At 70.8% G+C, this 25,595-nt stretch carries 27 protein-coding genes and 1 pseudogene; 23 read left to right on the plus strand and 5 right to left on the minus strand.

Translation table 11 applies throughout. The features are described from left to right. Positions 1 to 124 precede the first annotated feature (124 nt). The 14 genes from QWU11_RS24350 (at position 125) to hypE (ending at position 11,114) form a co-directional block, all read left to right on the plus strand. Positions 125 to 730 carry an SIS domain-containing protein gene (locus tag QWU11_RS24350; RefSeq protein ID WP_290116706.1) on the plus strand — a complete coding sequence of 202 codons (606 nt, stop codon included), beginning with the start codon at positions 125 to 127 and terminating at the stop codon, positions 728 to 730. After that, positions 727 to 930 carry a HypC/HybG/HupF family hydrogenase formation chaperone gene (locus tag QWU11_RS24355; RefSeq protein ID WP_290116707.1) on the plus strand — a complete coding sequence of 68 codons (204 nt, stop codon included), beginning with the start codon at positions 727 to 729 and terminating at the stop codon, positions 928 to 930. The genes QWU11_RS24350 and QWU11_RS24355 overlap by 4 nt, the downstream gene beginning before the upstream one ends. Positions 931 to 985: 55 nt before the next feature. Further along, positions 986 to 1,624, plus strand: coding sequence for an SIS domain-containing protein (locus QWU11_RS24360; protein WP_290116708.1), 639 nt, complete (start codon positions 986 to 988; stop codon positions 1,622 to 1,624). Between the two features lie 80 nt (positions 1,625 to 1,704). After that, entirely contained in the window at positions 1,705 to 2,763 is a 1,059-nt protein-coding gene (locus tag QWU11_RS24365) for a hydrogenase expression protein HypE (protein ID WP_290116709.1), read from the plus strand. 32 nt (positions 2,764 to 2,795) lie between these two features. After that, a complete protein-coding gene (locus QWU11_RS24370; protein WP_290116710.1) occupies positions 2,796 to 4,571 on the plus strand; it encodes a nickel-dependent hydrogenase large subunit in 1,776 nt (591 codons plus the stop codon). Between the two features lie 81 nt (positions 4,572 to 4,652). After that, positions 4,653 to 5,192, plus strand: coding sequence for a NifU family protein (locus QWU11_RS24375; RefSeq protein ID WP_290116711.1), 540 nt, complete (start codon positions 4,653 to 4,655; stop codon positions 5,190 to 5,192). A 16-nt stretch (positions 5,193 to 5,208) separates the two neighbouring features. Next, positions 5,209 to 5,886, plus strand: coding sequence for a DUF5947 family protein (locus tag QWU11_RS24380; protein ID WP_290116712.1), 678 nt, complete (start codon positions 5,209 to 5,211; stop codon positions 5,884 to 5,886). Continuing rightward, positions 5,879 to 6,520, plus strand: coding sequence for a DUF6084 family protein (locus QWU11_RS24385; protein WP_290116713.1), 642 nt, complete (start codon positions 5,879 to 5,881; stop codon positions 6,518 to 6,520). The genes QWU11_RS24380 and QWU11_RS24385 overlap by 8 nt, the downstream gene beginning before the upstream one ends. After that, entirely contained in the window at positions 6,517 to 7,761 is a 1,245-nt protein-coding gene (locus QWU11_RS24390; RefSeq protein WP_290116714.1) for a hypothetical protein, read from the plus strand. Before QWU11_RS24385 ends, QWU11_RS24390 begins: the two co-directional genes overlap by 4 nt. Further along, complete coding sequence (locus tag QWU11_RS24395) at positions 7,758 to 8,252, plus strand: hydrogenase maturation protease (protein WP_290116715.1); 495 nt, start codon at positions 7,758 to 7,760, stop codon at positions 8,250 to 8,252. Before QWU11_RS24390 ends, QWU11_RS24395 begins: the two co-directional genes overlap by 4 nt. Before the next feature lie 2 nt (positions 8,253 to 8,254). Then, complete coding sequence (locus tag QWU11_RS24400; RefSeq protein ID WP_290116716.1) at positions 8,255 to 8,647, plus strand: hydrogenase maturation nickel metallochaperone HypA; 393 nt, start codon at positions 8,255 to 8,257, stop codon at positions 8,645 to 8,647. Continuing rightward, a complete protein-coding gene (locus QWU11_RS24405; protein ID WP_290116717.1) occupies positions 8,622 to 8,867 on the plus strand; it encodes a HypC/HybG/HupF family hydrogenase formation chaperone in 246 nt (81 codons plus the stop codon). The genes QWU11_RS24400 and QWU11_RS24405 overlap by 26 nt, the downstream gene beginning before the upstream one ends. Beyond that, entirely contained in the window at positions 8,867 to 9,994 is a 1,128-nt protein-coding gene (gene hypD / locus QWU11_RS24410) for a hydrogenase formation protein HypD (protein ID WP_290116718.1), read from the plus strand. The genes QWU11_RS24405 and hypD overlap by 1 nt, the downstream gene beginning before the upstream one ends. Then, positions 9,987 to 11,114, plus strand: coding sequence for a hydrogenase expression/formation protein HypE (gene hypE, locus QWU11_RS24415; RefSeq protein ID WP_290116719.1), 1,128 nt, complete (start codon positions 9,987 to 9,989; stop codon positions 11,112 to 11,114). The genes hypD and hypE overlap by 8 nt, the downstream gene beginning before the upstream one ends. Before the next feature lie 64 nt (positions 11,115 to 11,178). On the opposite strand, the gene hypF is transcribed toward hypE, so the two are convergent. Next, a complete protein-coding gene (hypF, locus tag QWU11_RS24420; protein ID WP_290116720.1) occupies positions 11,179 to 13,428 on the minus strand; it encodes a carbamoyltransferase HypF in 2,250 nt (749 codons plus the stop codon). Between the two features lie 135 nt (positions 13,429 to 13,563). Between hypF and QWU11_RS24425 the strand changes: the two genes are divergently transcribed. After that, on the plus strand, positions 13,564 to 15,123 hold the full coding sequence (locus QWU11_RS24425) for an FAD-binding oxidoreductase (protein WP_290116838.1): 1,560 nt from the start codon (positions 13,564 to 13,566) through the stop codon (positions 15,121 to 15,123). A gap of 20 nt (positions 15,124 to 15,143) precedes the next feature. Here QWU11_RS24425 and QWU11_RS24430 read toward each other — a convergent pair whose 3' ends face one another. Together QWU11_RS24430 and QWU11_RS47405 are read right to left on the minus strand one after the other, a co-directional pair. Further along, positions 15,144 to 15,764, minus strand: coding sequence for a hypothetical protein (locus QWU11_RS24430; RefSeq protein WP_290116721.1), 621 nt, complete (start codon positions 15,762 to 15,764; stop codon positions 15,144 to 15,146). Positions 15,765 to 15,995: 231 nt separating this feature from the next. Then, the gene (locus tag QWU11_RS47405; protein ID WP_354670892.1) at positions 15,996 to 16,307 is read right to left on the minus strand and encodes a helix-turn-helix transcriptional regulator; all 312 of its coding nucleotides are present in this window, start codon (positions 16,305 to 16,307) and stop codon (positions 15,996 to 15,998) included. A gap of 79 nt (positions 16,308 to 16,386) precedes the next feature. Between QWU11_RS47405 and QWU11_RS47410 the strand changes: the two genes are divergently transcribed. The 5 genes from QWU11_RS47410 to QWU11_RS24450 all read left to right on the plus strand — a co-directional run bounded on the left by QWU11_RS47410 (position 16,387) and on the right by QWU11_RS24450 (position 21,855). Beyond that, positions 16,387 to 17,181: a hypothetical protein gene (locus tag QWU11_RS47410; RefSeq protein ID WP_354670893.1), complete on the plus strand. Its 795-nt coding sequence runs from the start codon at positions 16,387 to 16,389 to the stop codon at positions 17,179 to 17,181. A 156-nt stretch (positions 17,182 to 17,337) separates the two neighbouring features. Then, complete coding sequence (locus QWU11_RS47415) at positions 17,338 to 17,520, plus strand: hypothetical protein (protein ID WP_354670894.1); 183 nt, start codon at positions 17,338 to 17,340, stop codon at positions 17,518 to 17,520. Between the two features lie 362 nt (positions 17,521 to 17,882). Then, the gene (locus tag QWU11_RS24440; protein ID WP_290116723.1) at positions 17,883 to 18,311 is read left to right on the plus strand and encodes a hypothetical protein; all 429 of its coding nucleotides are present in this window, start codon (positions 17,883 to 17,885) and stop codon (positions 18,309 to 18,311) included. Between the two features lie 650 nt (positions 18,312 to 18,961). Then, positions 18,962 to 20,422, plus strand: a complete 1,461-nt coding sequence (locus tag QWU11_RS24445; RefSeq protein ID WP_290116724.1) for an endo-1,4-beta-xylanase — start codon at positions 18,962 to 18,964, stop codon at positions 20,420 to 20,422. 17 nt (positions 20,423 to 20,439) lie between these two features. Continuing rightward, positions 20,440 to 21,855, plus strand: coding sequence for a non-reducing end alpha-L-arabinofuranosidase family hydrolase (locus tag QWU11_RS24450; RefSeq protein ID WP_290116725.1), 1,416 nt, complete (start codon positions 20,440 to 20,442; stop codon positions 21,853 to 21,855). Positions 21,856 to 21,961: 106 nt separating this feature from the next. Here the strand turns inward: QWU11_RS24450 and QWU11_RS24455 are convergent, their stop codons facing one another. After that, positions 21,962 to 22,276, minus strand: coding sequence for a ricin-type beta-trefoil lectin domain protein (locus tag QWU11_RS24455; RefSeq protein WP_290116726.1), 315 nt, complete (start codon positions 22,274 to 22,276; stop codon positions 21,962 to 21,964). A 250-nt stretch (positions 22,277 to 22,526) separates the two neighbouring features. Further along, positions 22,527 to 22,751: a hypothetical protein gene (locus QWU11_RS24460; RefSeq protein WP_290116727.1), complete on the minus strand. Its 225-nt coding sequence runs from the start codon at positions 22,749 to 22,751 to the stop codon at positions 22,527 to 22,529. Between QWU11_RS24460 and QWU11_RS47420 the strand changes: the two are divergent. From QWU11_RS47420 to QWU11_RS24470, 3 genes and pseudogenes are all read left to right on the plus strand, one after another. Beyond that, a pseudogene (locus QWU11_RS47420) lies at positions 22,650 to 23,006 on the plus strand (RICIN domain-containing protein); the annotation flags it as partial. The gene QWU11_RS24460 and the pseudogene QWU11_RS47420 sit on opposite strands and share 102 nt — an antisense overlap. 32 nt (positions 23,007 to 23,038) lie before the next feature. Beyond that, complete coding sequence (locus tag QWU11_RS24465; RefSeq protein ID WP_290116728.1) at positions 23,039 to 23,170, plus strand: RICIN domain-containing protein; 132 nt, start codon at positions 23,039 to 23,041, stop codon at positions 23,168 to 23,170. 702 nt (positions 23,171 to 23,872) lie between these two features. Then, entirely contained in the window at positions 23,873 to 25,576 is a 1,704-nt protein-coding gene (locus QWU11_RS24470; protein ID WP_290116729.1) for a glycoside hydrolase family 6 protein, read from the plus strand. Positions 25,577 to 25,595 lie beyond the last annotated feature (19 nt).

Raw genomic sequence — 25,595 nt, forward strand, 5'->3', positions numbered from 1 at the left:
ACAGGGTGGGAACCTTTGGTTTCGCGCGCCTTGTACGCCCCCGGGGGCTGATGTATGTTCCGTGAGTCGCCTGTCACGTGTCGTTATCAAGCGCTTCCGATTTCACGTAGGGAAGAGGTCCGCAATGCGGCGGACAGCGGAGCACATAAGCGAGGTTTTCGCCCGTAGAGACGTTCCCGGGCGAGGACTGGCGGACAGCGCGGACACGATCGCGGAGGCCTGCCACGCGATGTCCGAGCGCTTCCACCGCGGCGGCCGGCTGTTCACCTTCGGCAACGGCGGCGCGGCCACCGACGCCCAGCACATCGCGGTCGAGTTCGTCCACCCGGTGATCGTCGGCAAGCGCGCCCTGCCGGCGCTCTCGCTGACCGGCGACGTCGCGACCCTCACCGGGGTCGGCGCCGCGACCGGCTTCGCCGAGGTCTTCGCCCACCAGCTCCGCCACTTCGCCGAGGCCGGCGACATCGCGCTCGGCGTTTCGCCCGACGGCCGCTGCGCCGACGTGCTGCGCGGCCTGCGCACCGCCAAGGACCTCGGCCTGCTGACCGTGGCGCTGCTCGGCGGCGACGGCGGCGACATCGCCGGTGTGGCCGACCACGAGCTGATCGTGCCCTCTGCCGACCCGCGGGTCGTCAAGGAGGTGCACGTCACCGCGTACCACGTGCTGTGGGAGCTGGTCCACGTCTTCCTGGAGCAGCCCGGGGTGCTCAGCCCGGAGGTGATCAGATGAACCACTGCGCGGGCGACCACTGCGTGACCTGCTCCGACGAGGCAGTCGCGGTGCGCGTCGTAGGTCTGCACGCCGGTGACCTCGCCGACGTCGACGTCGGCGACGGGCGCACCGAGGAGGTCAGCGTCGCCCTGGTGGACGCCGGGGTCGGCGACGTCGTCCTCGTACACGCCAAAGAGGCGATCGGCCTGGTGCCATGAGCGAGCGAATCGACAGGCACGGCGCTCCGGTCACTCCTCCGGCGAAGGAGGGCCCATGAGCGATCTCGAGGAACTCTATCCGTTCCTGTACTCCGGCGGCGGCGATCTCGGCGCCGTGATGGCCGAGGTGAGCGGGTCGACCGCCGAGAAGGCCGAGGAGATCGTGGCGCTCCGCCGGCGCGTCCTCGCCGAGGACGGGGAGCGGATGGAGCGGTGCGCCGAGCACCTGGCCGGGGCGTTCCGCGCCGGCGGCCGGCTGTTCGCCTTCGGCAACGGCGGCAGCTCCACCGACGCGCAGGACGTCGCCGCGCTCTTCCTCAACCCCGGCGGCGGCGCCCGCCCGCTGCCGGCCCTCGCCCTCACGACCGACGTCGCGGTGATGACCGCGCTGTCCAACGACATCGGCTTCGAGGTCGTGTTCGCCCGCCAGCTCGGCGCCTTCGGCCGCGCCGGGGACATCGCGCTGGGCCTTTCGACGAGTGGTGACTCCGCCAACCTGATCCGCGGTTTCGAGGAGGCGATGCGCCGGGGAATGCTGACGATCGGACTTGCCGGACACACGGGCGGGCGGATGGCCGAGCTCGACGGTCTGGACCACCTCTTCACGGTGCCCTCGCCCTCGGTGCACCGGGTCCAAGAGGCCCAGACCACCATCTACCACGTCCTGTGGGAGCTCACCCAGTACGCGCTCTGACGCGTACCCCGGCGGCACGCGGCCGCGCCACGCGTGCCGTCCCGACCCCTGACCGCCCACCCCAAGGTGGTGAACGCGGCATGACGACACCGACCGAGTCGGAGACCACACAGGACGAGCCTGTCGTCCACATCCTCTGGATCAACGCGGGGTTGAGCTGCGACGGCGACTCGGTCGCCCTCACCGCGGCGACGCAGCCGAGCATCGAGGAGATCGTCCTCGGTGCGTTGCCCGGACTCCCCAAGATCGCGGTGCACTGGCCCCTCATCGACTTCGAGTGCGGGCCCGACAAGGGCGCCGACACCTTCATCGAGTGGTTCTACCAGGCCGAACGCGGTGAGCTCGAACCCTTCGTGCTCGTCGTCGAGGGTTCCATCCCGAACGAGTCGATCAAGGAGGAGGGCTACTGGTCCGGGTTCGGCAACAACCCGCTGACCGGCCAGCCCCGCACCACGAGCGAGTGGCTGGACATCCTGGCCCCGAAGGCGACCGCCGTCCTCGCGGTCGGCACCTGCGCGACGTACGGCGGCATCCACGCGATGGCCGGCAACCCGACCGGCGCGATGGGCGTGGCGGACTACCTCGGCTGGAAGTGGAAGTCCAAGGCCGGGCTGCCCATCGTCAACGTCCCCGGCTGCCCGATCCACCCGGACAACCTGTCCGAGACCATCCTCTACCTGCTCTATCAGGTGGCGGGCCAGGCGCCGATGATCCCGCTCGACGAGGCGCTGCGGCCGACGTGGCTGTTCGGCGCGACCGTGCACGAGGGCTGTGACCGGGCGGGCTACTACGAGCAGGGCCAGTTCGCGAACGAGTACGGCTCGCCGAAGTGCCTGGTCAAGATCGGCTGCTGGGGCCCGGTGGTGAAGTGCAACGTGCCCAAGCGCGGCTGGATCAACGGCATCGGCGGCTGCCCGAACGTCGGCGGCATCTGCATCGGCTGCACCATGCCGGGCTTCCCGGACAAGTTCATGCCGTTCATGGACGAGCCTCCGGGCGCGCGCGTGTCCTCTATGGCCAGCGGCGCGTACGGCGGGGTGATCCGCGCCCTGCGCGGCATCACCGCCAGGAAGCTCGACAAGGAGCCCGGCTGGCGCAAGAAGGGTGATCTGGCCACCGGCTACAAGCCCTCATGGTGAGCATGGTGAGCATGGTGAGCGGAGACGCGGACATGGCAACGCAGGACGGCATCGTCGAGATGGCGTGGGACCCGATCACCCGCATCGTGGGCAGCCTCGGGATCTACGCCAAGGTCGACTTCAACAACAACACGGTCGCGGACTGCTACAGCACCTCGTCGGTGTTCCGTGGCTACAGCATCTTCATGAAGGGCAAGGACCCGCGCGACGCGCACTTCATCACCAGCCGCATCTGCGGCATCTGCGGCGACAACCACGCGACCTGCTCGGTCTACAACCAGAACATGGCCTACGGTGTACGGCCGCCGCACCTCGCCGAATGGATCATCAACCTCGGCGAGGCGGCCGAGTACATGTTCGACCACAACATCTTCCAGGAGAACCTCGTCGGGGTCGACTACTGCGAGAAGATGGTCAAGGAGACCAACCCCGGTGTTCTCGCGCTCGCCGAGACCACCCTGGCCCCGCACTCCGCGGACCACGGCTTCCGGACGATCGCCGACATCATGCGGTCGCTGAACCCCCTCGAAGGCGCGTTCTACCGCGAGGCCCTCCAGGTCAGCCGGGAGACCCGGGAGATGTTCTGCCTCATGGAGGGCCGCCACGTGCACCCCTCCACGCTCTACCCCGGCGGCGTCGGCACCGTCGCCACCGTCCAGCTCTTCACCGACTACCTCACCCGGCTCATGCGCTACGTGGAGTTCATGAAACGCGTCGTCCCCATGCACGACGACCTGTTCGACTTCTTCTACGAGGCACTGCCCGGCTACCAGAAGGTCGGGCAGCGCCGGGTCCTGCTCAACTGCTGGGGCTCCTTCAACGACCCCGACCACTGCGACTTCACGTACAAGAACATGACCGAGTGGGGCCGCAAGATGTTCGTGACCCCGGGGATCATCGTCGACGGCCGGCTCGTCACCAACGACCTGGTCGACATCAACCTCGGCATCCGCATCCTGCTCGGCAGCTCGTACTACGAGAACTGGACGGACCGCGACAAGTTCGTCACCCACGACCCGCTCGGCAACGCGGTCGACATCCACCACCCGTGGAACCAGCACACGATCCCCAAGCCGGGCAAGCGCAGCTTCGAGGACAAGTACAGCTGGGTCATGTCGCCCCGCTGGTTCGACGGAAAGGACCACCTCGCCCTCGACACCGGCGGCGGCCCGATCGCGCGGCTGTGGTCCACCGCCCTGTCCGGCCTCGTCGACACCGGATACGTCAAGGCCACCGGCGACAGCGTGCTCATCAACCTGCCCAAGACCATGGGCGCGCCGGAGAAGACGTTCGAGTGGAAGATCCCGATGTGGAACGGCGAGCCGCTGTCCAACGCGATCGAGCGCAACCGGGCCCGCACCTACTTCCAGGCGTACGCCGCCGCGCAGGCGCTCTACTTCGTGGAGAAGGCGCTCGCCGAGATCCGGGCCGGCCACACCAAGACGTGGGAGCCGTTCAAGGTGCCGGATGAGGCGATCAGCGTCGGCTTCACCGAGGCCGTACGCGGCGTCCTGTCCCACCACATGGTGATCAGGGACGGCAAGATCGCCAACTACCACCCGTACCCGCCGACGCCGTGGAACGCCAGCGTCCGCGACGAGTACGGGACGCCGGGGCCGTACGAGGACGCCGTGCAGAACACCCCGATCTTCGAGCAGAACTCCCAGGAGGACTTCAAGGGGATCGACATCATGCGCGCCGTCCGCAGCTTCGACCCGTGCCTGCCGTGCGGCGTGCACATGTACCTCGGCAAGGGCAGGTCGCTGGACCGCGTCCACTCTCCCCACGCCTTCACCGGCGAGGGCTGAGCCCCTCCGCCGCGACCCCACCGGGCCGGGGTCGCGGCGGAGTCCCCGCCGCACCACCACCGATCGGAAGGTGCCTGTCCGATGCCTGGATCCAAGGACGTAGAGGAGGCGGGCGCGCGCGTCGAGCGGCTGCTCGCCGAGATCGACGACCCGGCCGACCGCGACCGGGCCGAGCAACTGGTCGTCTCGCTCATCGAGGTGTACGGCGCGGGCCTGGCCCGGATCCTGGACATGGTCGGGGACGCTGCGGCGCGCACGCTCGCGGAGGACGATCTCGTCGGCTCGCTGCTGATCGTGCACGACCTGCACCCGCAGACCACCGCCGAGCGCGTCCGCGGGGCGCTCGAACGCGTGCGGCCCTACCTCGGATCGCACGCCGGCGGCGTCGAGCTGCTCGGTATCGATCCGCCGGGGGTTGTACGCCTCCGGTTGCAGGGTAACTGTCAAGGGTGCCCGTCTTCGCAGGTCACCGCGCAAATGGCGATCGAGAGGGCGATTCTCGAGGACGCTCCGGAGATCACCGAGGTCGCCGTCGAGGGTGTCGTGGCCGGGCCCACGCTGCTGCAGATCCACCCGTACCAGGGCAGGGAGTGCGCGGTGCCCGAAGAGGTCACCTCGTGAACGACAGGGAGGGAACGTGAGCCTGCGCCGGTTCGCCGCGGGACGCGAACAGCACGAGCAGGAGCGGGCGGCCCAGTCTCCGCCCGCGCCCGCCGGCGAGCGGTGCGAGATGTGCTCGGAGCCGATCGGCGAGCGGCACGGCCACGTCGCGAACCTGGAGGACCGGCGCATCCTGTGCACGTGCCGCCCCTGCACGCTGCTGTTCACCCATGAGGGCGCGGGCTCGGAGCGCCGCGACGACGGCGAGTCGCCCGTACGGCGGTTCCGCGCCGTGCCCGAGCGCTACCGCTACGACCCGGGCTTCGCGATGTCCGAGGGCGACTGGGACGAACTCGCCATACCCGTACGTATGGCGTTCTTCTTCCGCAACTCCGGCATGGGCCGTACGGTCGCGTTCTACCCCAGCCCGGCCGGCGCGACCGAGTCGGAGCTGCCGCTGGACGCCTGGGTGCGCGTCCTGGCCGCCAACCCCGCCGTCGCCGACGTCGAGGCGGACGTCGAGGCGCTCCTCGTCGACCGCGAGTCCGGCGCGTACCTCGTGCCGATCGACGTCTGCTACGAGCTGGTCGGCCTGGTCCGCCTGCACTGGAAGGGCTTCGACGGCGGCGAGGAGGCGTGGACCGCGATCGGGGCGTTCTTCGCCGCCCTGCGCGACCGCTCCGAGCGGGTGGCGAGAGAGGACGCCCGTGGCTGACCTTGCCTTCGCGTGCCTCGGCGTGCGCTCGGACCCGTACGCCGCCTCGCCCACGCTCGTCTTCCGGCTGCGGATCACCGAGCGCGGCGGCCTGCCGGTGAACGCCGTCGCGCTCCGCTGCCAGCTCCGCATCGAACCGCACCGCCGCACCTACTCCGAGGCCGAGACGCCGCTGCTCGCCGACCTGTTCGGCACCGTCGACCGCTGGGGCGACACGCTCAAGCCGCTGCGGTTCGCGAACGTCGCGGCGATGGTCCCCGGGTTCACCGGCGCGACCGAGATCGACCTTCCCGTCCCGTGCTCCTATGACCTGGAGGTCGCGGCCAGCAAGTACTTCGCCTCGCTGGAGGACGGCGAGATCCCGCTGTTACTGCTGTTCAGCGGCACGGTCTTCGTCCGTACCCCGACCGGTTTCACCGTCGACCAGGTCCCGTGGTCCAGTGAGACGCCGCAGCGCGTGCCGGTGGCGGTGTGGCGCGAGGCGATGGACCGGTTCTTCCCCGGCGCCGGCTGGCTGCGGCTGCGCCGCGACACGCTCGCCGAGCTGCAGCGCTACAAGGCGGCCAAGGCCCTGCCGGGCTGGGACGACGTTCTCGCCGACCTGCTCGCCCGCGTCGGGGAGGTGCGGCCGTGACGGACCTGGACGCCGCCCGCAGGATCGCCGACGCCGTGCTGTACGAGGGTTACCTGCTCTACCCCTACCGCGCCGGCGCGGTGAAGAACCGCATGCGCTGGCAGTTCGGGGTGTACGTGCCGCCCGGCTTCACCGCGACCGAGGAGGCGTCCGCCGCCCAGACCGAGTGCCTGGTCGAGGGCGGAGAGACCGTGCACCTGCGCTCCCGCTTCCTGCACGTCCAGGCGCGTACGTCCGAGTGCGCCGAACCGTACGACGAGGCGGCCGAGCGCGAGATCGACGCCGTGTGGCCGCTCGCCGGGCTCCTGGAGGGCGAGCGGGTACGGGAGGTCCGGGTGCCCGGCGGGCGCACGACCGCCGACGGCATCACCCGCACCTGGCAGCCGCTGGACGTACGGCTCCGCGCCTCCGCCGAACGGCTGCCCGGCCCGTACGGCGTCATCCGGTTGCGGGTGCGCCTGGAGAACGCCGGCGCGTGGACCGGCGAGGAGCGCACGGAGGCGCTGCGGCACTCTCTCGTGGCCGCGCACACGATGATCGGCGTCACCGGGGGAGCGTTCGTGTCGCTGGCCGACCCGCCGGAGTGGGCGCGCCCGGCCGCGGAGGGCTGCGAGAACCTCTCCACCTGGCCGGTGGTGATCGAGGACGACCTGGTGCTGTCCTCGCCGATCATCCTGGAGGACCGTCCGCGCATCGCCCCCGAGAGCCCCGGTGACCTGTTCGACGCGACCGAGATCGACGAGATCCTCAGCCTGCGCACGCTGGCGCTGACCGACGAGGAGAAGCGCGCGGCCCGTGCCACCGACCCGCGTGCCGCCGAGATCATCGACCGCGTCGACGCGATGCCGCCCGAGCTGCTCGAACGCCTGCACGGCGCGATCCGCTCGCCCGGCCCGCGGCGCGGCTGGGACGCCGGTCGGGATGAGGTGCCGGTCTTCACCACGGAGAAGCCCTGGTGGGACCCCGGCGCCGACGCGTCCGTCGACCCGGAGACCGACCGGATCACCGTCGCGGGCCGCGAGGTCGGCCGGGGCAGCAAGGTGCGCCTCCGCCCGGCCGGGCGCGCCGACGCGCAGGACATGTTCGTGGCCGGCCGGATCGCCACCGTCGAGGCCGTCCTGTTCGACGTCGACGGCTCGCAGCACCTGGCCGTGACCGTCGACGACGACCCCGGCACCGACCTGCGCCGGGCGCAGGGCCGCTTCTGGTACTTCGCCCCCGACGACGTGGAGCCGCTGTGAAGATCCTGGTCGCGGGCGTCGGCAACATCTTCCTGGGCGACGACGGGTTCGGCGTCGAGGTCGCCCGGCGGCTGGCCGGGACCGAGCTCCCCGGCGGCGTCGACGTCGGCGACTTCGGCATCCGCGGCATCCACCTGGCCTACGAGCTGTCCGCCTACGACACGACCATCCTGGTGGACGCCACCCCTCGCGGCGCCGAGCCCGGCACGCTCTGCGCCCTCGAACTGGAGCAGGGCGAGCCCCAGTCCGTCGTCGACGCGCACGGGATGACACCCGACACCGTGCTCGACCTGGTCGGCGTGGTCGGCGGCGAGATGCGGCGGGTCCTGCTCGTCGGCTGCGAGCCCGGCGACGTCTCGCCGGGCATGGAACTCAGCCCGCCGGTCGCCGCGGCCATCGAACCCGCCATCCGGCTGGTTCGCGAACTCATCGAGGAGGAGCTTCGTGATCAGACAGAGCCGACGTCCGCGCGACCGCGGACGGTGAGCTGACGATGCACGAGATCGGGCTCGCCGAGGCGATCCTCGAAGCGGTGGAGAAACGCGCCGCCGGACGCCCGGTCTCCCGGGCCAAGATCCGCGCCGGCGCGCTCCTGCGCGTCGTCGAACCCTCGATGGACCAGGCGTTCCAGCTGGTCACCGAGGGCACCGTCGCCGAGGGCGCGGCCATCGACCTGGTCGTGATCCCGGCCCGCCTGACCTGCCGCGCGTGCGGCCACGACGGCAGCACCCTGGACCCGCTGGCCGTCTGCCCCTCCTGCGGAGGCGGCGACGTGGACGTGACCGGCGGCGACGAGCTCGTACTGGAATCCATCGAGACAACGGAGACGCGCGATGTGCCTGGGAATCCCGGGGGAGATCGTGGAGATCCTCCCCGATCAGCCTGACCTCGCCAAGGTCGACGTCAGCGGCGTACGGCGGAACATCAACATCGGGCTGATCACCGACGACGACCCGCGGCCGGGCGACTGGATCCTCATCCACGTCGGCTTCGCCCTGTCCAAGATCGACGAGGCCGAGGCGAAGGCGGCGATGGACTTCCTCGAAGGCATCGGCCAGGCCTACGCCGACGAGATCGAGGCACTGATGGAATCGAGGATCGAGTGATGCGCTTCGTCGACGAGTACCGCGACGCGGACAAGGCCCGCGCCCTGGCCGCCTCGATCGCGAGCCTGTGCGAGCCGGGCCGGGAGTACAAGTTCATGGAGGTCTGCGGCGGCCACACGCACACGATCTACAAGCACGGCCTGGAGGACTACCTGCCGGAGAGCGTCACGCTCGTGCACGGGCCCGGTTGCCCGGTCTGCGTGATCCCGATGGGCCGGGTGGACGACACGATCCACATCGCCGAGCAGGACGACGTCATCATGACCTCCTTCGGCGACATGATGCGCGTGCCCGGCGGGCGCGGGTCCTTCTTCGACTCCAAGGCGGCCGGCGCGGACATCCGCATGGTGTACTCACCGCTGGACGCTCTGAAGATCGCCCGGCAGAACCCGGACAAGAAGGTCGTCTTCATGGCGATCGGCTTCGAGACGACCGCGCCGTCCACCGCGATGACCGTGCTGCGGGCCAGGGCCGAGGGGCTCACCAACTTCTCGATCTTCTGCAACCACGTGACGATCATCCCGGCCGTCAAGGCGATCCTGGACTCGCCGGACCTGCGCCTCGACGGGTTCATCGGCCCCGGCCACGTCTCGACGGTGATCGGCTGCCGGCCGTACGACTTCATCGCCCGGGACTACGGCAAGCCGCTCGTCGTCGCCGGCTTCGAGCCGCTGGACATCCTGCAGTCGATCCACATGCTGCTCCGGCAGCTCGCCGAGGGCCGCGCGGTGGTGGAGAACCAGTACGGCCGCGTCGTCCCGTGGGACGGCAACCTCAAGGCGCTCAAGGTGATCAACGAGACGATGGAGCCGCGGCCCTACTTCGAGTGGCGCGGGCTGGGCTTCATCTCACACTCTGCGCTGCGGGTCCGCGAGGCGTACGCCGAGTTCGACGCCGAGCGGCTCTTCGCGATCCCCGGCGGCCGCGTGGCCGACCCGAAGGCCTGCCAGTGCGGGGAGGTGCTCAAGGGCGTGCTCAAGCCGTGGGAGTGCAAGGTGTTCGGCACCGCGTGCACCCCGGAGACGCCGATCGGCACCTGCATGGTCTCCTCCGAGGGCGCCTGCGCGGCGTACTACAACTTCGGCCGGTTCACCCGCGAGCGCGTACGGGAGGCGACCCGTGGCTGAGGGCTCCGCGGACTGGGCCGAGGCGGCCGTACGCGAGCACGCGCACGTCGAGGCCGTCTCCCGCGAGGAGCAGGTGCTCGAACGCATCGAGCGGGCCCGCCGCGCCCGGCCCCGGCTGCGCGAGGAGAACATCACCCTCGCCCACGGCGCGGGCGGCAAGGCCACCCAGACGCTGATCGAGGCGGTCTTCCTGGACGCCTTCCGCAACCCGCTGCTCGAACCCCTCGACGACGGCGCGCGGTTCACCGTCGACGGCGCACGGCTGGCCTTCACCACCGACTCCTACGTCGTGTCGCCGCTGTTCTTCCCCGGCGGCGACATCGGCGATCTGGCGGTCAACGGCACCGTCAACGACCTGGCCGTCTCCGGGGCCGAGCCGCTGTACCTGTCGGCCGGCTTCATCCTCGAGGAGGGGTTCCCCGTCGCGGACCTGCGGCGCGTCGTCGCGTCGATGAAGGCGGCGGCCGAGACCGCCGGCGTGCGCGTCGTCACCGGCGACACCAAGGTGGTCGAGCGCGGCAAGGCCGACGGCTGCTACGTCAACACCGCCGGCGTCGGAGTGGTCCGGCGCCCGCCCGGCGGCGACGTACGGCCCGGCGACGTGGTCCTGGTCTCCGGCCCGATCGGCGAGCACGGCGTCACGGTCATGCTGGCGCGCGGCGAGCTCGACATCGAGTCCGACGTGACCTCCGACACCGCGCCGCTGAACGGCCTGGTCGCGACCCTGCTGGCGGCCTGCGGCGACGGCGTGCGGCGCATGCGCGACGCCACGCGCGGCGGGGTGGCGACGGTCCTCAACGAGATGGCCGGGGACGCGGGCGTCGCCGTCGTCGCGGACGAGGACGCCTTCCCGGTACGCCCGGACGTGCGCGGCGCGTGCGAGCTGCTCGGCATCGACCCGCTGTACGTCGCCTGCGAGGGCCGGCTGGTCGCGGTCGTCTCCGGCGGCGTCGCCGGCCGGGCACTGTCCGCCCTGCGCGCGCACCCCCTGGGCGCCGGCGCGGCCGTCGTCGGCCGGATCAAGGACGACCCGCCGGGGCTCGTCCTGCTGAAGACCGCGTTCGGCGGCACCCGCATCGTCGACCTGCTGGTCGGCGACCCCCTGCCCCGCATCTGCTAGGAGAAGAGCCTGAGGACCCCGCCGTACGGGCAGGGACCCTCGGGCGTCGACCCGCAGGGGTCCGTCACCGAGGGCCCGGACCTGCCGCCCGCGTGGCCGCTCCGGCCGAGGCGATCGCCGCCTGGCCCAGGCTGATGCCGCCGTCGTTCGGCGGTACGCGGTGGTGGACGAGGACGCCGAACCCCTCGGCCTCCAGGCCCGTGACGGCGCGCTCCAGCAGCAGGAGGTTCTGGAAGACGCCGCCGGACAGGGCGACCGTCGTCAGGCCGGTCGTCGCGCGCAGGCGTACGGCGCCGGCCACGACCAGCCCGGCGACCGCGTTGTGGAACCGCGCGGCGATCACGGGGACCTCCTCGCCCGCTCGCAGGTCCGCGACGACGGCGGCGACCAGGTCCGCGCCCGCGACCGTGAACGGCGACCCGTCGTCGAGGCGCACCGGGTACGCGCCGCGCTCGGCCGGGTCGGCGCGCTGTTCGAGCTCGACCGCGGCCTGCCCCTCGTAGTTGACCCGGTCGCGTACGCCGAGCACGGCGGCGACCGCGTCGAACAGGCGGCCGGCGCTGGAGGTCGGCGGCGAGCCGAGCCCGCGTCCCGCCACCGCGACGACGTCGTCCCACCGGGCCGCGTTGCGCCGGGCCACGTCCGTCTGCGCGGGCACGCCGTACGCCGCCGCCATCCGCCACGGCTCCCGGATGGCCGTCGCACCGCCGGGCAGGGGCACCGGCCGCAGGTGCCCGGCGCGCTCGAACCCGATGAGGTCGGCGACGAGGAACTCCCCGCCCCACAGCGTGCCGTCCGTGCCGTAGCCGGTGCCGTCGAACGCGACGCCGATCACCGGGTCGTACCACGCGTTTTCCGCCAGGCATGCGGCGATGTGCGCGTGGTGGTGCTGCACGCCGACGAGGGGCAGGTCCCGTTCGAGCGCGTACTTGGTGGAGAGGTACTCGGGGTGCAGGTCGTGCGCGATCACCTTCGGCGTGATGCCGAAGAGCCGGCCGAAGTGCTCGACGCCCTCGCCGAACGCGCGCAGCGTCTCGTAGTTCTCCAGGTCGCCGACGTGGTGGGACACGAACGCGCGCCCGTCCTCGGCCAGGCAGAAGGTGTTCTTCTGCTCCGCGCCGCAGGCCAGCACGGGCGGGCCGCCGGGCGGCAGCGGCAGCGGCGCGGGCACGTGGCCGCGCGAGCGGCGTACGGGCATCTCCCGCCCGCGGAAGACCCGGGTGACCGAGTCGTCGGTGCGTACGTGGATGGGCCGGTCGTGGGTCAGGAACGCGTCCGCGATCGTGCGCAGGCGCGCGAAGGCGTCCTCGTCGCGGTAGGCGATGGGCTCGTCGGAGACGTTCCCGCTCGTGAGCACCAGCGGCCCGGTGGCCAGCAGGTGGTGGAGCGGGCTGTAGGGGAGCAGCACGCCGATCGAGCGGTTGCCGGGCGCGACCGCGGCGGCGAGGGGGGCGTCCTGATGGCGTCGCAGCAGGACGATGGGCCGGGCGCGGCTCGTCAGCAACGCCTCCTCGCCGGTGTTCACCGCGCCGAGTCCGCGTGCGGTGGGCAGGTCCGGAGCCAGTACGGCGAAGGGCTTGTCCTCGCGGTGCTTGCGGGACCGCAGGGCCGCGACCGCGTCCTCGTCGGCGGCCGTCGCGGCGAGGTGGTAGCCGCCGAGCCCTTTGACGGCGAGGATCCGGCCGCTCTCGAGGAGGGCGCGCGCCGCCTCGATCGGCTCGCCGGGCAGCGTACGCCGGTCTCCGTCCAGCAGCGCGACGCGCGGGCCGCAGGCGGGGCAGCACACCGGCTGGGCGTGGAAGCGCCGGTCGGCCGGGTCGTGGTACTCGGCGGCGCACGCGGAGCACATCGCGAACCCGGCCATCGTGGTGTTCGGCCGGTCGTACGGCACGCCGGCGACGATCGTGAAGCGCGGCCCGCAGTCGGTGCAGTTGACGAACGGGTACCCGTAGCGGCGGTCGGCCGGGTCGCGCAGCTCGCGTAAGCAGTCGTCGCAGGTCGCGGAGTCGGCGGACACGAGCGCGCCGAGCCGCCCGGTGGCGTCGCTGCCGACGATGGCGAAACCGGTCCTTCCGCCGGGCGCGAGAACCCGCGTGCTGATGCGCTCGACCACCGCGAGGGGCGGCGGCCTCCGCAGCCCGCTCAGGAACCGCTCGACCGAGCCGGCGTCACCCTCGACCTCGATGAAGACGCCGCGCGCGTCGTTGCCGACGTGCCCGGCGAGCCCGAGCCCGGTCGCCAGCCCGTGCACGAACGGCCGGAACCCGACCCCCTGCACGGTGCCCTCGACCCTCACCTCGGTGCGGATGCGCACGGTGACGATTGTCCCACGCCTTCGTGCCGGACGCGGGGAGTCACCGTCGCCGTCTTGCCCGGGTGTTCGCTGCCTCATATCCGACGTTTCGGCATATGGGGGTGACGGCAGCGTTGGCATACTTGCGCGGTGACGATGGAAAGAAGACGATTCCTCCGCTCCGCCGGGCTGAGCATGGCGGGTCTGGCGACGGCGGCGACCGCGTGCCGCTCGACCGGCGTGAACGGTTCGTCGCGGGTGTCGCCGTCCCCGACGGCCGCCGCGTGGTCGGCGCTCGGCGGTTCGCTGGCGGGCCGGCTGGTCCGGCCGGACAGCGGTGAGTACGCCGTGGCACGGACGAACTTCAACCCGCGGTTCGACGGGATCCGCCCGGCCGGCATCGCGTACTGCGAGAACCCGTCCGACGTCGCGGAGTGCCTGAGCTTCGTCCGGCGTTACGGCCTGCCCGTGACTCCGCGGTGCGGCGGCCACAGTTACACCGGAGCCTCGCTGGTGAACGGCCTGGTGATCGACGTGAGCCCGATGTCCTCCGTCCGCGCGGACGCCTCGTCGAACACCGCGACGATCGGCGCCGGAGCGCGACTGGTCGACGTGTACGACCGGCTCGGCGGCGAGGGCGTTTCGATACCGGCGGGATCCTGCCCGACGGTCGGCATCTCCGGCCTGACCCTGGGCGGCGGCGTCGGCGTGGTGACACGAAAGCACGGGATCCTGTCCGACAACCTCCGCTCCGCAGAGGTGGTGACGGCGGACGGCCGGAAGCTCACCTGTGACGCGGAGAACAACTCCGATCTCTTCTGGGCCTGCCGAGGAGGCGGTGGCGGGACGTTCGGCGTGGTGACCTCCCTGACGTTCGACACGTTTCCCACCTCCGACATCGTCGTCTTCTTCATCGACTGGCCATGGTCGGCGGCCCGTACGGTCGTCGACTCCTGGCAGCACTGGGCACCGCCCGCGCCGGACGAACTGTGGTCCAACCTCCACGTCCTGAACGGCCAGGGAAGGTCCGCCCCCGTAGTCCAGGTCGGAGGAACCTACGTCGGCGCCCAGGCGGACGCCGAACGCCTGATCGAGACCCTGAAGGCCCGGATCGGCGCCGAGCCCTCCTCCCAGGTGATCGAGACGACCTCCTACGACCACGCCATGATGATCATGGCCGGCTGCACGACCCTGACCGCGGACCAGTGCCACCTGCCGGGCACGCTCCCCGGCCGTACGTCAGGGGGCCGGGAGAGCCGCGAACCCGAGTACGCCGCCTCGCACATCTTCACCACCCCGCTGCCCGGTACGGCCATCGACGCGATCCTGGCCGCGGTCTCCCGCCGCGGCGGCCTGGCGGGCGGAGGAAACGGCGGAATCGCCTTCGACGCGCTGGGCGGCGCCGCCAACCGGGTGGCCCCGGACGCGACCGCGTTCGTCCACCGGAACGGCCTTTTCAACGGCCAGTTCACGACGACGTGGGCGATGGACGCGCAGGACGCGGCGACCCGCGCCCAGCAGTCCTGGCTACGCGCACTACACGACACGATGAAGCCGTACGCGAGCGGCCAGGCGTACCAGAACTACGCCGACGCGGGACTTTCGACGTGGAAGCAGGCGTATTACGGCGCCAACTACGCCCGCCTCGTCCAGGTGAAGAACCGCTACGACCCCGACCGCGTGTTCCGCACCCCCCAGACGGTCGGCTCCCGGTAGGGCGTTCCCGCTGGGGAGGGTCACCTCTCGACGGTGAGGCCGGGGAGAGAGCCGGGATCGGCGAGCGTCTCTCGTACGCCGAGAGCGCTTCCGTGGGCGTGGAACCTCTCGAACGCGGGCGGGCCGAGGGCGCCGATCGCCTGGGTCCGGACCGCGTCGAGTTCGGCGGCGTCGTCCGGGTCGGGGACCTGGCCGAGCCCCCGGAAGGCGCTGTCGGTAACGCCCAGGAGGCAGGCCGCCCGGGCGTGGTCGCCGTCGGTTGCGGCCATCGCCGCGGCGGCGCCGAGCGCGTACGGCACGAAGCCGTCGTAACCGTTCTGCAGCACACGTCTTCGGCTGTCGTCGAAGAGTTCCCGTGCCCGTTCGACGTTGCCCAGGTGGAGTTCGGTGAACGCGAGGTTGTGGTGCTCGGAGTTGACGGTCTCCGGCCGGCCCAAGAGCTCGTTGAGCGCGATGCTCTCGACGTACAGCTCCCGGGCGCCGGCCAGGTCGCCGGTCATCCGCGCGACGGCGGCCAGGACGTGCCGGGGGCGTTCCTCGAGACGCCGGTCGCCCGAGCGCACCGCGACCCCGAGCGCGTCGGAGGCGAGGCGGTGGGCCTCGGGCATCCGGCCGGCGCGCACCGCGAGGCGGGACAACATGTACAGCGCCTCCACCTCACCGGACGCGTCATCGGCGGCCCGGGCGCGGGTCAGCTCGTCCCGGCTCAGGCGCGCGACGGTGTCGGTCTCGCCCCGCCGGAACGCGGCCCGTGCGCGCTAGCTGTAGGTCAAAGTCGCCCACCTTTGCATAAAACGGACAGGGGACAGGAGATTATCGAGGGGCGGGCCGATCGCGGCAAGTTTTGGCGGCCCTTGAGCGCCGGCCGCCGGTCACTTCGCGCTCTGGTCGTGGACATCGTCGGACAGCTGCGGCCGCAGGTCGTTCAGCCGGCGGCGCGAGGTGAGATCGAGCTTTTTGAAGATGCTGCGCAGATGCGCGTCGATGGTGCGGTGGCTGCGGAACAGTTGTCCGGCCACCTCCTTGGAGGTGGCACCGTCGGCGACGAGGAGAGCGATGCGGCGTTCCTGTGCGGTGAGCAGGCCGTTCAGGTTGTCCGCGCGTTTGTGGGGGCGCTCGCCGCAGGCGGCCAGCTCGTCCGCGGCCCGGGCCGCGAACCCCGCCGCACCGATGTGGCTGAGCATCGCGTGGGCGCTGCGGAGCTGGTCGATCGCGACGCTGCGGCGCCCCTCGCGCCGCAGCCACTCCCCGTACAGCAGGTGCGTGCCCGGCGGCTCGGCTCCGCGCCAGCCGGTCGATGGCCCGCTGAAACAGCTCCTCGGCCTCGCTTCCCGTGCTGAGCAGGGCGCGGCTGCGGTACTGGAGCCCCAGAGCGAGGTCGGTGCCGGCGCCGTCGGTCCGTTCGACCAGCTGACGCAGCACCGGCTCGGCGATCTGCGAGTGGCCGCTGCGGACGGCCGCCTCGATCAGCTCGGGCGGCGTGATGAGCCGGTATCCCAGGTCGTCCTGGTGACAGGCCGTACGGGCGGCACGCAGTGCGAGTTCGTAGCGGCCGGTGGCATTGAGCATCACGGCGGTGGCGTGGTCGATCATCGTCAGCACGAGGCCGAGACTTCGTTGCCGTGCGTACGCGGCGCCGGTCTCACCGAACTCCGTGACGGACTCCTCCTCACCCTGCCAGGCGGCCGGCATGATGCCGGCCCAGGACGACACGGCGGAGCTCTCGTCCTGGTTGACCGCGTACGCCTCGTCGAGCAGGGTCGCCGCCTCGGCGAGCTCGCCGAAGTGAACCCGGATCACCGCGAGACCGCAGAGGACGAGCGGAAGCGCGATGAGCGCCCCGGCCCGGCGGACGAGCCGTGCCTCTCGTTCGACCAGCGCGGACCACGACTCCTCGTCACCAAGGTCGAGCGCGGCCGAATGGGCCAGCCACGTCCAGGACGACGCCTCTGTGGGGACGTTCGCCTCCTCCAGCAGCGAGCCGATCGCGGCCTGCGCCATCGGCAGGGCGACGATCTGGCCCTCGATGACCTGCGTCGTCAACGCCTCGAGAAGTAGGTCGAGCGGGCGGGCGACGCGGTTCGGGGAGGCCTTGTCCAGCACGGCACGCGCGGCCCGCGCCGTCTCCGTCATGATCTGCTGGTCGCCGAGCCGGCCGCTGCGTACCGCTGTGCCGAAGGTCTCGAGGTAGGTCTCGTAGGCCCGTGGCTCGTCGTGCGCCTCCAGCCCGCGTGCGACGCCGAACAGCAGGGACGGCGCGTCCGTCTGCGCCGGAAGGGCGACGATCTGCGCGGCGAGCGCGCGGCGGCGCGCGTCCAGCGGACCCGCCTCGGCGACGGCCAGCAGCCGGTGCGCCGACTCCAGATCGCCCGCGCGGTACTTGTACTCGGCGGCTGAGAGGGCACGGGCGGCCCGGAGCGTCGGGTCGGGGGTCAGCGCGGTCGCCCGTTCGAGGAACCCGGCGGCGGCGGCCATACCGCCGCGGGCGTACGCCTGGTCCGCCGATCGTTCGAGCAGCTCCGCGACGCTCTCGTCCGGGGCGATGATCGACTGTCCGCGGTGCCATGCCCATCGATCGAGGTCGGCGTCCGGGTCCATCGCGTCGGCCAGCGCGCGATGGGCGGCGCGTACCTCCGCCGGCGTCGCGGCCTTGTAGACGGCGGAACGGACGAGGGGATGGCGGAAGACCACGCTCACGCCCAGCTCCAGCAGCCCGGCCGCCTCCGCGGGCTCCGCGGCGTCGGCGCCGATTCGGCAGCGTGGTCAGGGACCGGCAGTACGCCGCCTCGACCCGCTCGGGGACCGGGAGCCTGCGGGGCAGCCCGTACTCACCGGCCATCGCCGCCCATCCCGCGTGCCGCGGCAGCTCCAGCAGCGCCAGAGGGTTGCCGTGTGCCTCCGCGACGATCTGCCGGCGGATCCGCTCGTCCAGCGGAACGCGGACCTGCGTGGCCAGCAGCGACAGCGCGTCACCATCGCTGATGCCGGTGAGCGTCACCGGTCGCGGAACCGTCTCCAAGGGAGACGTGACGGAGTCCGGCTGCCACCGCGGATCCGGCACAACCAGCTACTCCTCCACCGGGCACCAGTGCCTCGACGTCTCCGGCCTCGATGGGTCCGGTCCCTCAGGCGCCGGGCTCACGATCTTCCCCTGCAGCCTCCAGGACGACCATATGTGGACCTTCTGACCCGGCCGACTCCGGGCAAAGACGCCTTCCCCGGGCCCGCGACGGGAGCGGGAGAACGGGGAGATCGCCGACGGCCGCGTCGCCGTTGTCGCCCCGGCGCTCGCGCTTGATCGAAACGCCGGAAGCGACCTCGGGCACCGTAGGCGGAATGTCATCGCTGACGATCCGGGCGGTCGATTGAGCTCCTTTCTTCGGCGGGCCGGTCGAAGGTGGTGGTGGGCTGGAGCAAATATGAGCCGGAGAGGTCTGTCAAGCGCGCAATGCGCATCGTGAAAACGCGACGGAGCCGACCGCGGCCCAGCTGGTGTTATCCGCGCGGATTCGCCTCACCGGCTACGCGCTTTCATGAAAATTTTCATGCTCAGCAGGGGGCGGTCGAAAGATTTCGGTGAGGTAACCGCCCGCTAAAGGAGTGGGCAATGGAGGCGGGCTGTGATCAGCATTCGAAACGTTTTCGAAAGTCTTGACACGTTTTACAGGTGTTACTCACACTGAGTGCCCGAGACGGTTGGGCGTGCCAGGCGTGGCAGGGCCCACCGAGTGGCGATGCCTTGGTGGTGGGCGTTCCCGGTGATGGGACGCGGCGTCGATTCCGCGGGTTTCCCCCGCGCTTCCGACAATTTCCGTGCTTCAGTTATGGAGGCTCAGGAGTGAGCACCAAAGAAACACCCTCGTCTGGAACCCGGCGGCACGTCCGCCGTTTCCACCGGGCCCTGGTCGGCCTCGCCCTCGGCGTCGTCGGGGCGACGACCGTCGCGCTGGCGGCGGCGGTTCCCTCCGATGCCGCGGCGAGTACGCTCGGCGCGGCGGCGGCGCAGAGCGGGCGGTACTTCGGCACCGCCATCGCCTCCGGCCGGCTCGGCGACTCGGCCTACACCACGATCGCGGGCCGCGAGTTCAGCATGGTGACGCCCGAGAACGAGATGAAGATCGACGCCACCGAGCCCCAGCAGGGCCAGTTCAACTTCAGCGGCGGCGACCAGGTCTACAACTGGGCCGTGCAGCATGGAATGCGGGTCCGGGGCCACACCCTGGCCTGGCACTCCCAGCAGCCCGGCTGGATGCAGAGCCTCAGCGGCAGCGCGCTGCGTCAGGCGATGATCAACCACATCAACGGCGTGATGGCCCACTACAAGGGCAAGCTCGCCTACTGGGACGTGGTGAACGAGGCCTTCGCCGACGGCGGCTCCGGAGGCCGGCGCGACTCGAACCTGCAGCGGACCGGCAACGACTGGATCGAGGTCGCCTTCCGCACCGCGCGGGCCGCCGACCCGAACGTCAAGCTCTGCTACAACGACTACAACATCGAGAACTGGAGCGCCGCCAAGACCCAGGGCGTCTACAACATGGTCAGGGACTTCAAGTCCCGCGGCGTCCCGATCGACTGCGTCGGTCTCCAGTCTCACTTCAACAGCGGCAGCCCGTACACCAGCAACTTCCGCACCACCCTGCAGAGCTTCGCCGCCCTCGGCGTCGACGTGGCCATCACCGAGCTGGACGTCCAGGGCGCCTCGGCCACGACCTACGCCAACGTGACCAACGACTGCCTGGCCGTCTCGCGCTGCGTCGGCATGACGGTGTGGGGCGTACGCGACAGCGACTCCTGGCGGTCCGGCGACACCCCGCTCCTCTTCGACGGCAACGGCAACAAGAAGGCCGCCTACACCTCCGTGCTCAACGCCCTCAACGCCGGCGGGTCGACCCCGACGCCGACCCCGACGCCGACCGAGGGCACGGGACCGATCAAGGGCGTCGCCTCCGGCCGCTGCCTCGACGTGCCCAACGCGAGCACGACCGACGGCATCCAGGTGCAGCTGTGGGACTGCAACGGCAACAACAACCAGCAGTGGGCCTCCACCTCCGCCAGTGAGCTCCAGGTGTACGGCAACAAGTGCCTGGACGCCGCCGGTACCGGCAACGGCGTCAAGGTGCAGATCTACTCCTGCCACGGCGGCGACAACCAGAAATGGCGCGTCAACTCCGACGGCACCATCGTCGGCGTCCAATCGGGACTGTGCCTGGACGCCGTCGGCCAGGGCACCGGCAACGGTACCCAGATCCAGCTGTACTCCTGCTCGGGCGGCGGCAACCAGAAGTGGTCCCGCAGTTGACCCGGGAAGAGGCCCCCATGTACGGAGCACGTATCAGGAAGGGGCGCCGCGCGCTGACGTCGGCGCTGGCCACGGCCGCGGTCGTCCTCGCGGCCACTCTGATCGCCACCCCGGCTCAGGCCGACGTCACCGGTGCCCTGCGCGGTGTCGGTTCCGGCCGGTGTCTGGACGTGCTGGGTCAGAGCCAGACCGACGGCACCTACCTGCAGCTCTATGACTGCCACGGCGGCTCGAACCAGCAGTGGACCTCGACCAGCGGCGGGCGGCTGACCGTGTACGGCGGCAAGTGCCTGGACGTGCCGAACCACGCGACCGCGGCCGGCACCCGGGTGCAGATCTGGACCTGCAACGGTGGTGCCAACCAGCAGTGGCGCGTGAACTCCGACGGCACGGTGGTCGGCGTGGAGTCGGGCCTGTGCCTGGAGGCGACAGGCGCCGGTACGGCCGACGGCACCGCGGTGGACATCTGGAGTTGTAACGGAGGTTCCAACCAGCAGTGGACCGGCCTGTCGGGGGGCGGCGGCTCGACGTGCTCTCTTCCGTCGTCGTACCGCTGGACGTCGACGGGTGTGCTGGCGACGCCGAAGAACGGGTGGGTCTCGCTCAAGGACTTCACCAACGTCGTCTACAACGGCAAGCATCTGGTCTACGCGTCGAACGTGTCGGGATCGTCGTACGGTTCGATGGCCTTCAGCCCGTTCACGAACTGGTCCGACATGGCCTCGGCCGGCCAGACCGGGATGAGCCAGGCCACGGTGGCGCCCACGCTGTTCTACTTCGCGCCCAAGAACATCTGGGTGCTGGCGTACCAGTGGGGTGCGTGGCCCTTCATCTACCGGACGTCGAGCGACCCGACCAACCCCAACGGCTGGTCCTCGCCGCAGGCGCTGTTCACCGGGAGCATCTCGGGCTCCGGCACCGGCCCGATCGACCAGACGCTGATCGGTGACGGTTCGAACATGTACCTGTTCTTCGCCGGTGACAACGGCAAGATCTACCGGGCGAGCATGCCGATCGGGAACTTCCCGGGCAACTTCGGCTCGTCGTACACGACGGTGATGAGCGACTCGACGGCGAACCTGTTCGAGGCGGTCCAGGTCTACCGGGTCCAGGGCCAGAACCAGTACCTGATGATCGTCGAGGCGATGGGGGCGAATGGGCGGTACTTCCGCTCGTTCACGGCCTCCGGCCTGAGCGGTTCGTGGACGCCGCAGGCCGGCGGCGAGAGCAGCCCGTTCGCGGGCAAGGCCAACAGCGGAGCCACCTGGACCAACGACATCAGCCATGGTGACCTGGTCCGCAGCAACCCTGACCAGACCATGACCATCGATCCCTGCAACCTCCAGCTCCTCTACCAGGGCAAGTCTCCCAGCGCCGGCGGCCCGTACGACCAACTGCCGTGGCGTCCGGGTCTGCTGACGCTGCAGCGTTAGCCGGTGACACCGACGCCCCGCCGGAAGTCCTCCCGGCGGGGCGTCGGTGTCACCATTCGCTGGAGGACCGCCCGGCGACCGCTCGCCCCTGGCGGCTCCCAGAACCCTAGGTGCGAGACCACTTCTGGTTGCTCTGGCCGTTGCAGGTCCAAAGCTCCACACCGGTGCCGTTGGCGGTGCCCTGGCCGATGACGTCCAGGCAGAGGCCCGACTCGACTCCGGTCACCGTGCCGTCGGAGTTCAGCACGGCCGGCGTCAGGGTCCACTGCTGGTTGGCGTTGCCGTTGCAGTCCCAGATCTGCGGGTGGGCGCCGTCGGTCCGGGTGGCGTTCGGGACGTCCAGGCACCGGTTGGAGCCGGCACCCCGCAGCACGCCCGCGGAGCCCGAACCCCCGCTGCCCGGCTGGACGCCCGCGGACACGATCACCGACTGTGCGCCCGAGGGCCAGTTGCCGTTGCCGACGGCGACGTTCCCGGAGACGGTGTTCGCGCGGTCGCCGTTCGAGAGGTTGGTCCCGCCGTTGCCGCACCAGTTGCCGGTCAGTGATGGTGCCGGTGTTGTTAATGCCGTTGGCGTTCTCGACGGCCCAGGTGCCGCCGGTGGCGGTGTGGTAGCGGGAGCCCTCGTCGAAGTACAGGCCGAACGGCAGCCTGACGCACATCGTCACCGCCTACTCCGGGTGCCGAACCGGGTACCCGGTCGTCTGGGCCGCGTTCGACGGAGGGGGCCATGACCCCGGGCCGATCGACGGGTGCACGTGTGAGGGCCGGCGGACCTGGACCTCCGGCGTGGTCTGGAGCTTCTTCACCCAGTTCCAGGGCGGCTCCTCCTCACCGCCGCCGTCCTCCGCGTCGGCCCTGGTCAACGCCGCCGCCGGCGCCATCATCCTGGGCATCGGCGGCGACGACAGCAAGGGCTCGGCGGACTGTGCGTGGACGTGTACGGCAATTCGGGGACCGCGGGTGCGGCGATCGAGCAGTGGTCCTGTAACGGGCGGTCGAACCAGCAGTTCCAGTTCGTGCCCGGCTCGAACGGATACGGGGAGCTGCAGGCGCAGAACTCCGGGCAGGTGGTGGCCGTGACGGGCGGTTCGACGTCGCAGGGCGTCCCGGACATCGTGCAGCAGGCGCGTAACGGCGCGGCGAGTTCGATGTGGCGGCCCGTGGCGCGGTCCGATGGGTCATGGCGTTCCAGAACCAGAACAGCGGCCTTTGCCTGGACGTCTACGGCGCGGGGAGCAACGCGGGTCAGCAACTGGACCAGTGGCCGTGCAAGAACGCGGCCGGCACCAACCAGGACTTCATCCCCAGCTGACGACCGGCCCCGAGGGCGTGAACCGGACACCCCGTTCACCGGCAGGCGGGCGGACATCGATGCCACGTCACGCCGGCCTGCCGGCCCGGCGGCCCGGCGGCCCGGTCACCTCAGCGGCGGCGGAACGCCGGCGCCCGACGCGGGTTTTGTTTTCATCGGTTTTCACACCGGCGTCACCAGGGCGGGACACGTCACGGCGCTGCTGCCAGGCGTATCTCCCGGACGGTGACCCCTACTTAACAAGCCCGACATCTCTCTCTTGACAAGACTTTGTGCGCCTTGGATGGTGTGGGAGCGCTCCCACCCGCCAGTCGAGCCCCGTGCTTGAAGGGAGTTTCTCGCCGTGACCCGGACGGACACCACGACGCCCCCCACGGGCGGGCGGCGACGGGCGCGAGCCGGTCGCGACGGGCACCGGCCCCGGACCGCTGACCGGCCGGTCGGCGGACTGAATCCTCCCCGGCGGCCAGACCGTGCAGAACGCCGGGAAACGCCACGGTCCCCCAGATCGGCGCCCTCACGCACGCGGTCAACGGCGGCGTCCTCGTCCCGGGCCGCCACGGCGTTCGGCTTCGAGGGCACCGGGTCCGCACCCGAAGCCCCCTCGCTCACCTGCAGGCCCGCCCGGGCCTCTTCCCGGGCCTCTTCCCGGGGAGCCCCGGGAAGCGCTTCCGCCAGAGTCCTTGAGGAGGACCAATCCGTATGAAAGTCAACGTCCATCGCCCACGCGCCAGCCGGTCGGTGGTGACGGCCCTGTCCGCCCTGCTGCTAGGCCTGGTCGCGACGCTCATCACCATCGGCTCGGCGCACGCGGCGGCCGGCTGCAAGATCACTTACAGCACCAACGACTGGGGTGGCGGCTTCACCGCCAACCTCGGCATCACCAACCTCGGCGACCCGGTCACCTCCTGGACGCTGGAGTGGGACTTCGCCGGTAACCAGCAGGTCGGCCAGGGCTGGAGCGGCACCTTCACCCAGTCCTCCAAGCACGTCACGGTCAAGAGCCTGTCCTACAACGGCGGCCTTGCCACGAACGCCTCGACGTCGCTGGGCTTCAACGGCTCCTACAGCGGCACGAACACCGCACCCACGACGTTCAAGCTCAACGGCACGACGTGTGACGGCACGGCCGGTCCTACCCCGACGCCGACGCCGACTCCCACCGACCCCGGCGGCGACGGCAGCCACGCCGGCAACCCGTTCGCCGGCGGTAAGGGGTACGTGAACCCCGAGTGGTCCGCCGAGGCCAGGGGCGACGGCGGCACGGCCGTGGCGAACCAGCCGACGGCCGTGTGGCTCGACCGGATCGCGGCGATCAACGGGGTGAACGGCGGGATGGGCCTGCGCGCCCACCTCGACGCCGCCCTGTCGCAGGGCGCCGGCTACGCGCAGTTCGTCATCTACGACCTGCCCGGCCGTGACTGCGCGGCGCTGGCCTCCAACGGCGAGCTCGGCGCGACCGACATCGGCCGTTACCAGAGCGAGTACATCGACCCGATCGCCTCGATCATGGCCGACTCCAAGTATGCCAACCTGAAGATCGTCACCTACATCGAGCCGGACTCGCTGCCCAACCTGGTCACCAACGTGAGCGGCAACACCGCCATCGCCGCGTGCCAGACGATGCAGCAGAACGGCAACTACATCAAGGGTGTCCAGTACGCGCTGAACAAGCTGCACGCGATCAGCAACGTCTACACCTACCTCGACGCGGCGCACCACGGTTGGCTCGGCTGGGACAGCAACCTCGGTCCCGCCGCGCAGCTGTTCGCCACCATGGCCCAGGGCACGACGGCCGGCGTGAACAGCGTCGACGGGTTCGTCGTCAACACCGCCAACTACTCGCCGACCACCGAGCCGTACCTGCCGGTCAACGACCAGACCCGGCAGTCCAAGTGGGTCGACTGGAACTACTACGTGGACGAGTCGAGCTTCGGCGCCGCCTTCCGTCAGAAGCTCATCTTCGATGGCTTCCCCTCCGGCATCGGCATGGTGATCGACACCTCCCGCAACGGCTGGGGCGGCTCGAGCCGCCCGACCGGCCCGAGCACGGCCAGTGACATCAACACGCAGGTCAACGCGGAGCGCGTCGACCGCCGGCCGCACGTCGGCGACTGGTGCAACCAGTCCGGCGCCGGACTGGGCGCGCGCCCGACGGCGGCTCCGGCCTCGGGCTTCGACGCGTACGCATGGGTTAAGCCGCCGGGTGAGTCCGACGGCGCCAGCTCGGCGATCCCCAACGACGAGGGCAAGGGTTTCGACCGGATGTGTGACCCGACCTACGGAGGAAACGTCCTCAACGGCAACAACCCGTCCGGCGCGCTGGCGAACGCCCCGCTGTCCGGGCACTGGTTCTCCGCCCAGTTCCACCAGTTGCTGCAGAACGCCTATCCGGCGGTGTCCTGACGGCACACGGCGAGGCGGG

It is taken from the genome of Actinomadura sp. DC4 (genome assembly GCF_030406325.1).
GTDB lineage: Bacteria > Actinomycetota > Actinomycetes > Streptosporangiales > Streptosporangiaceae > Actinoallomurus.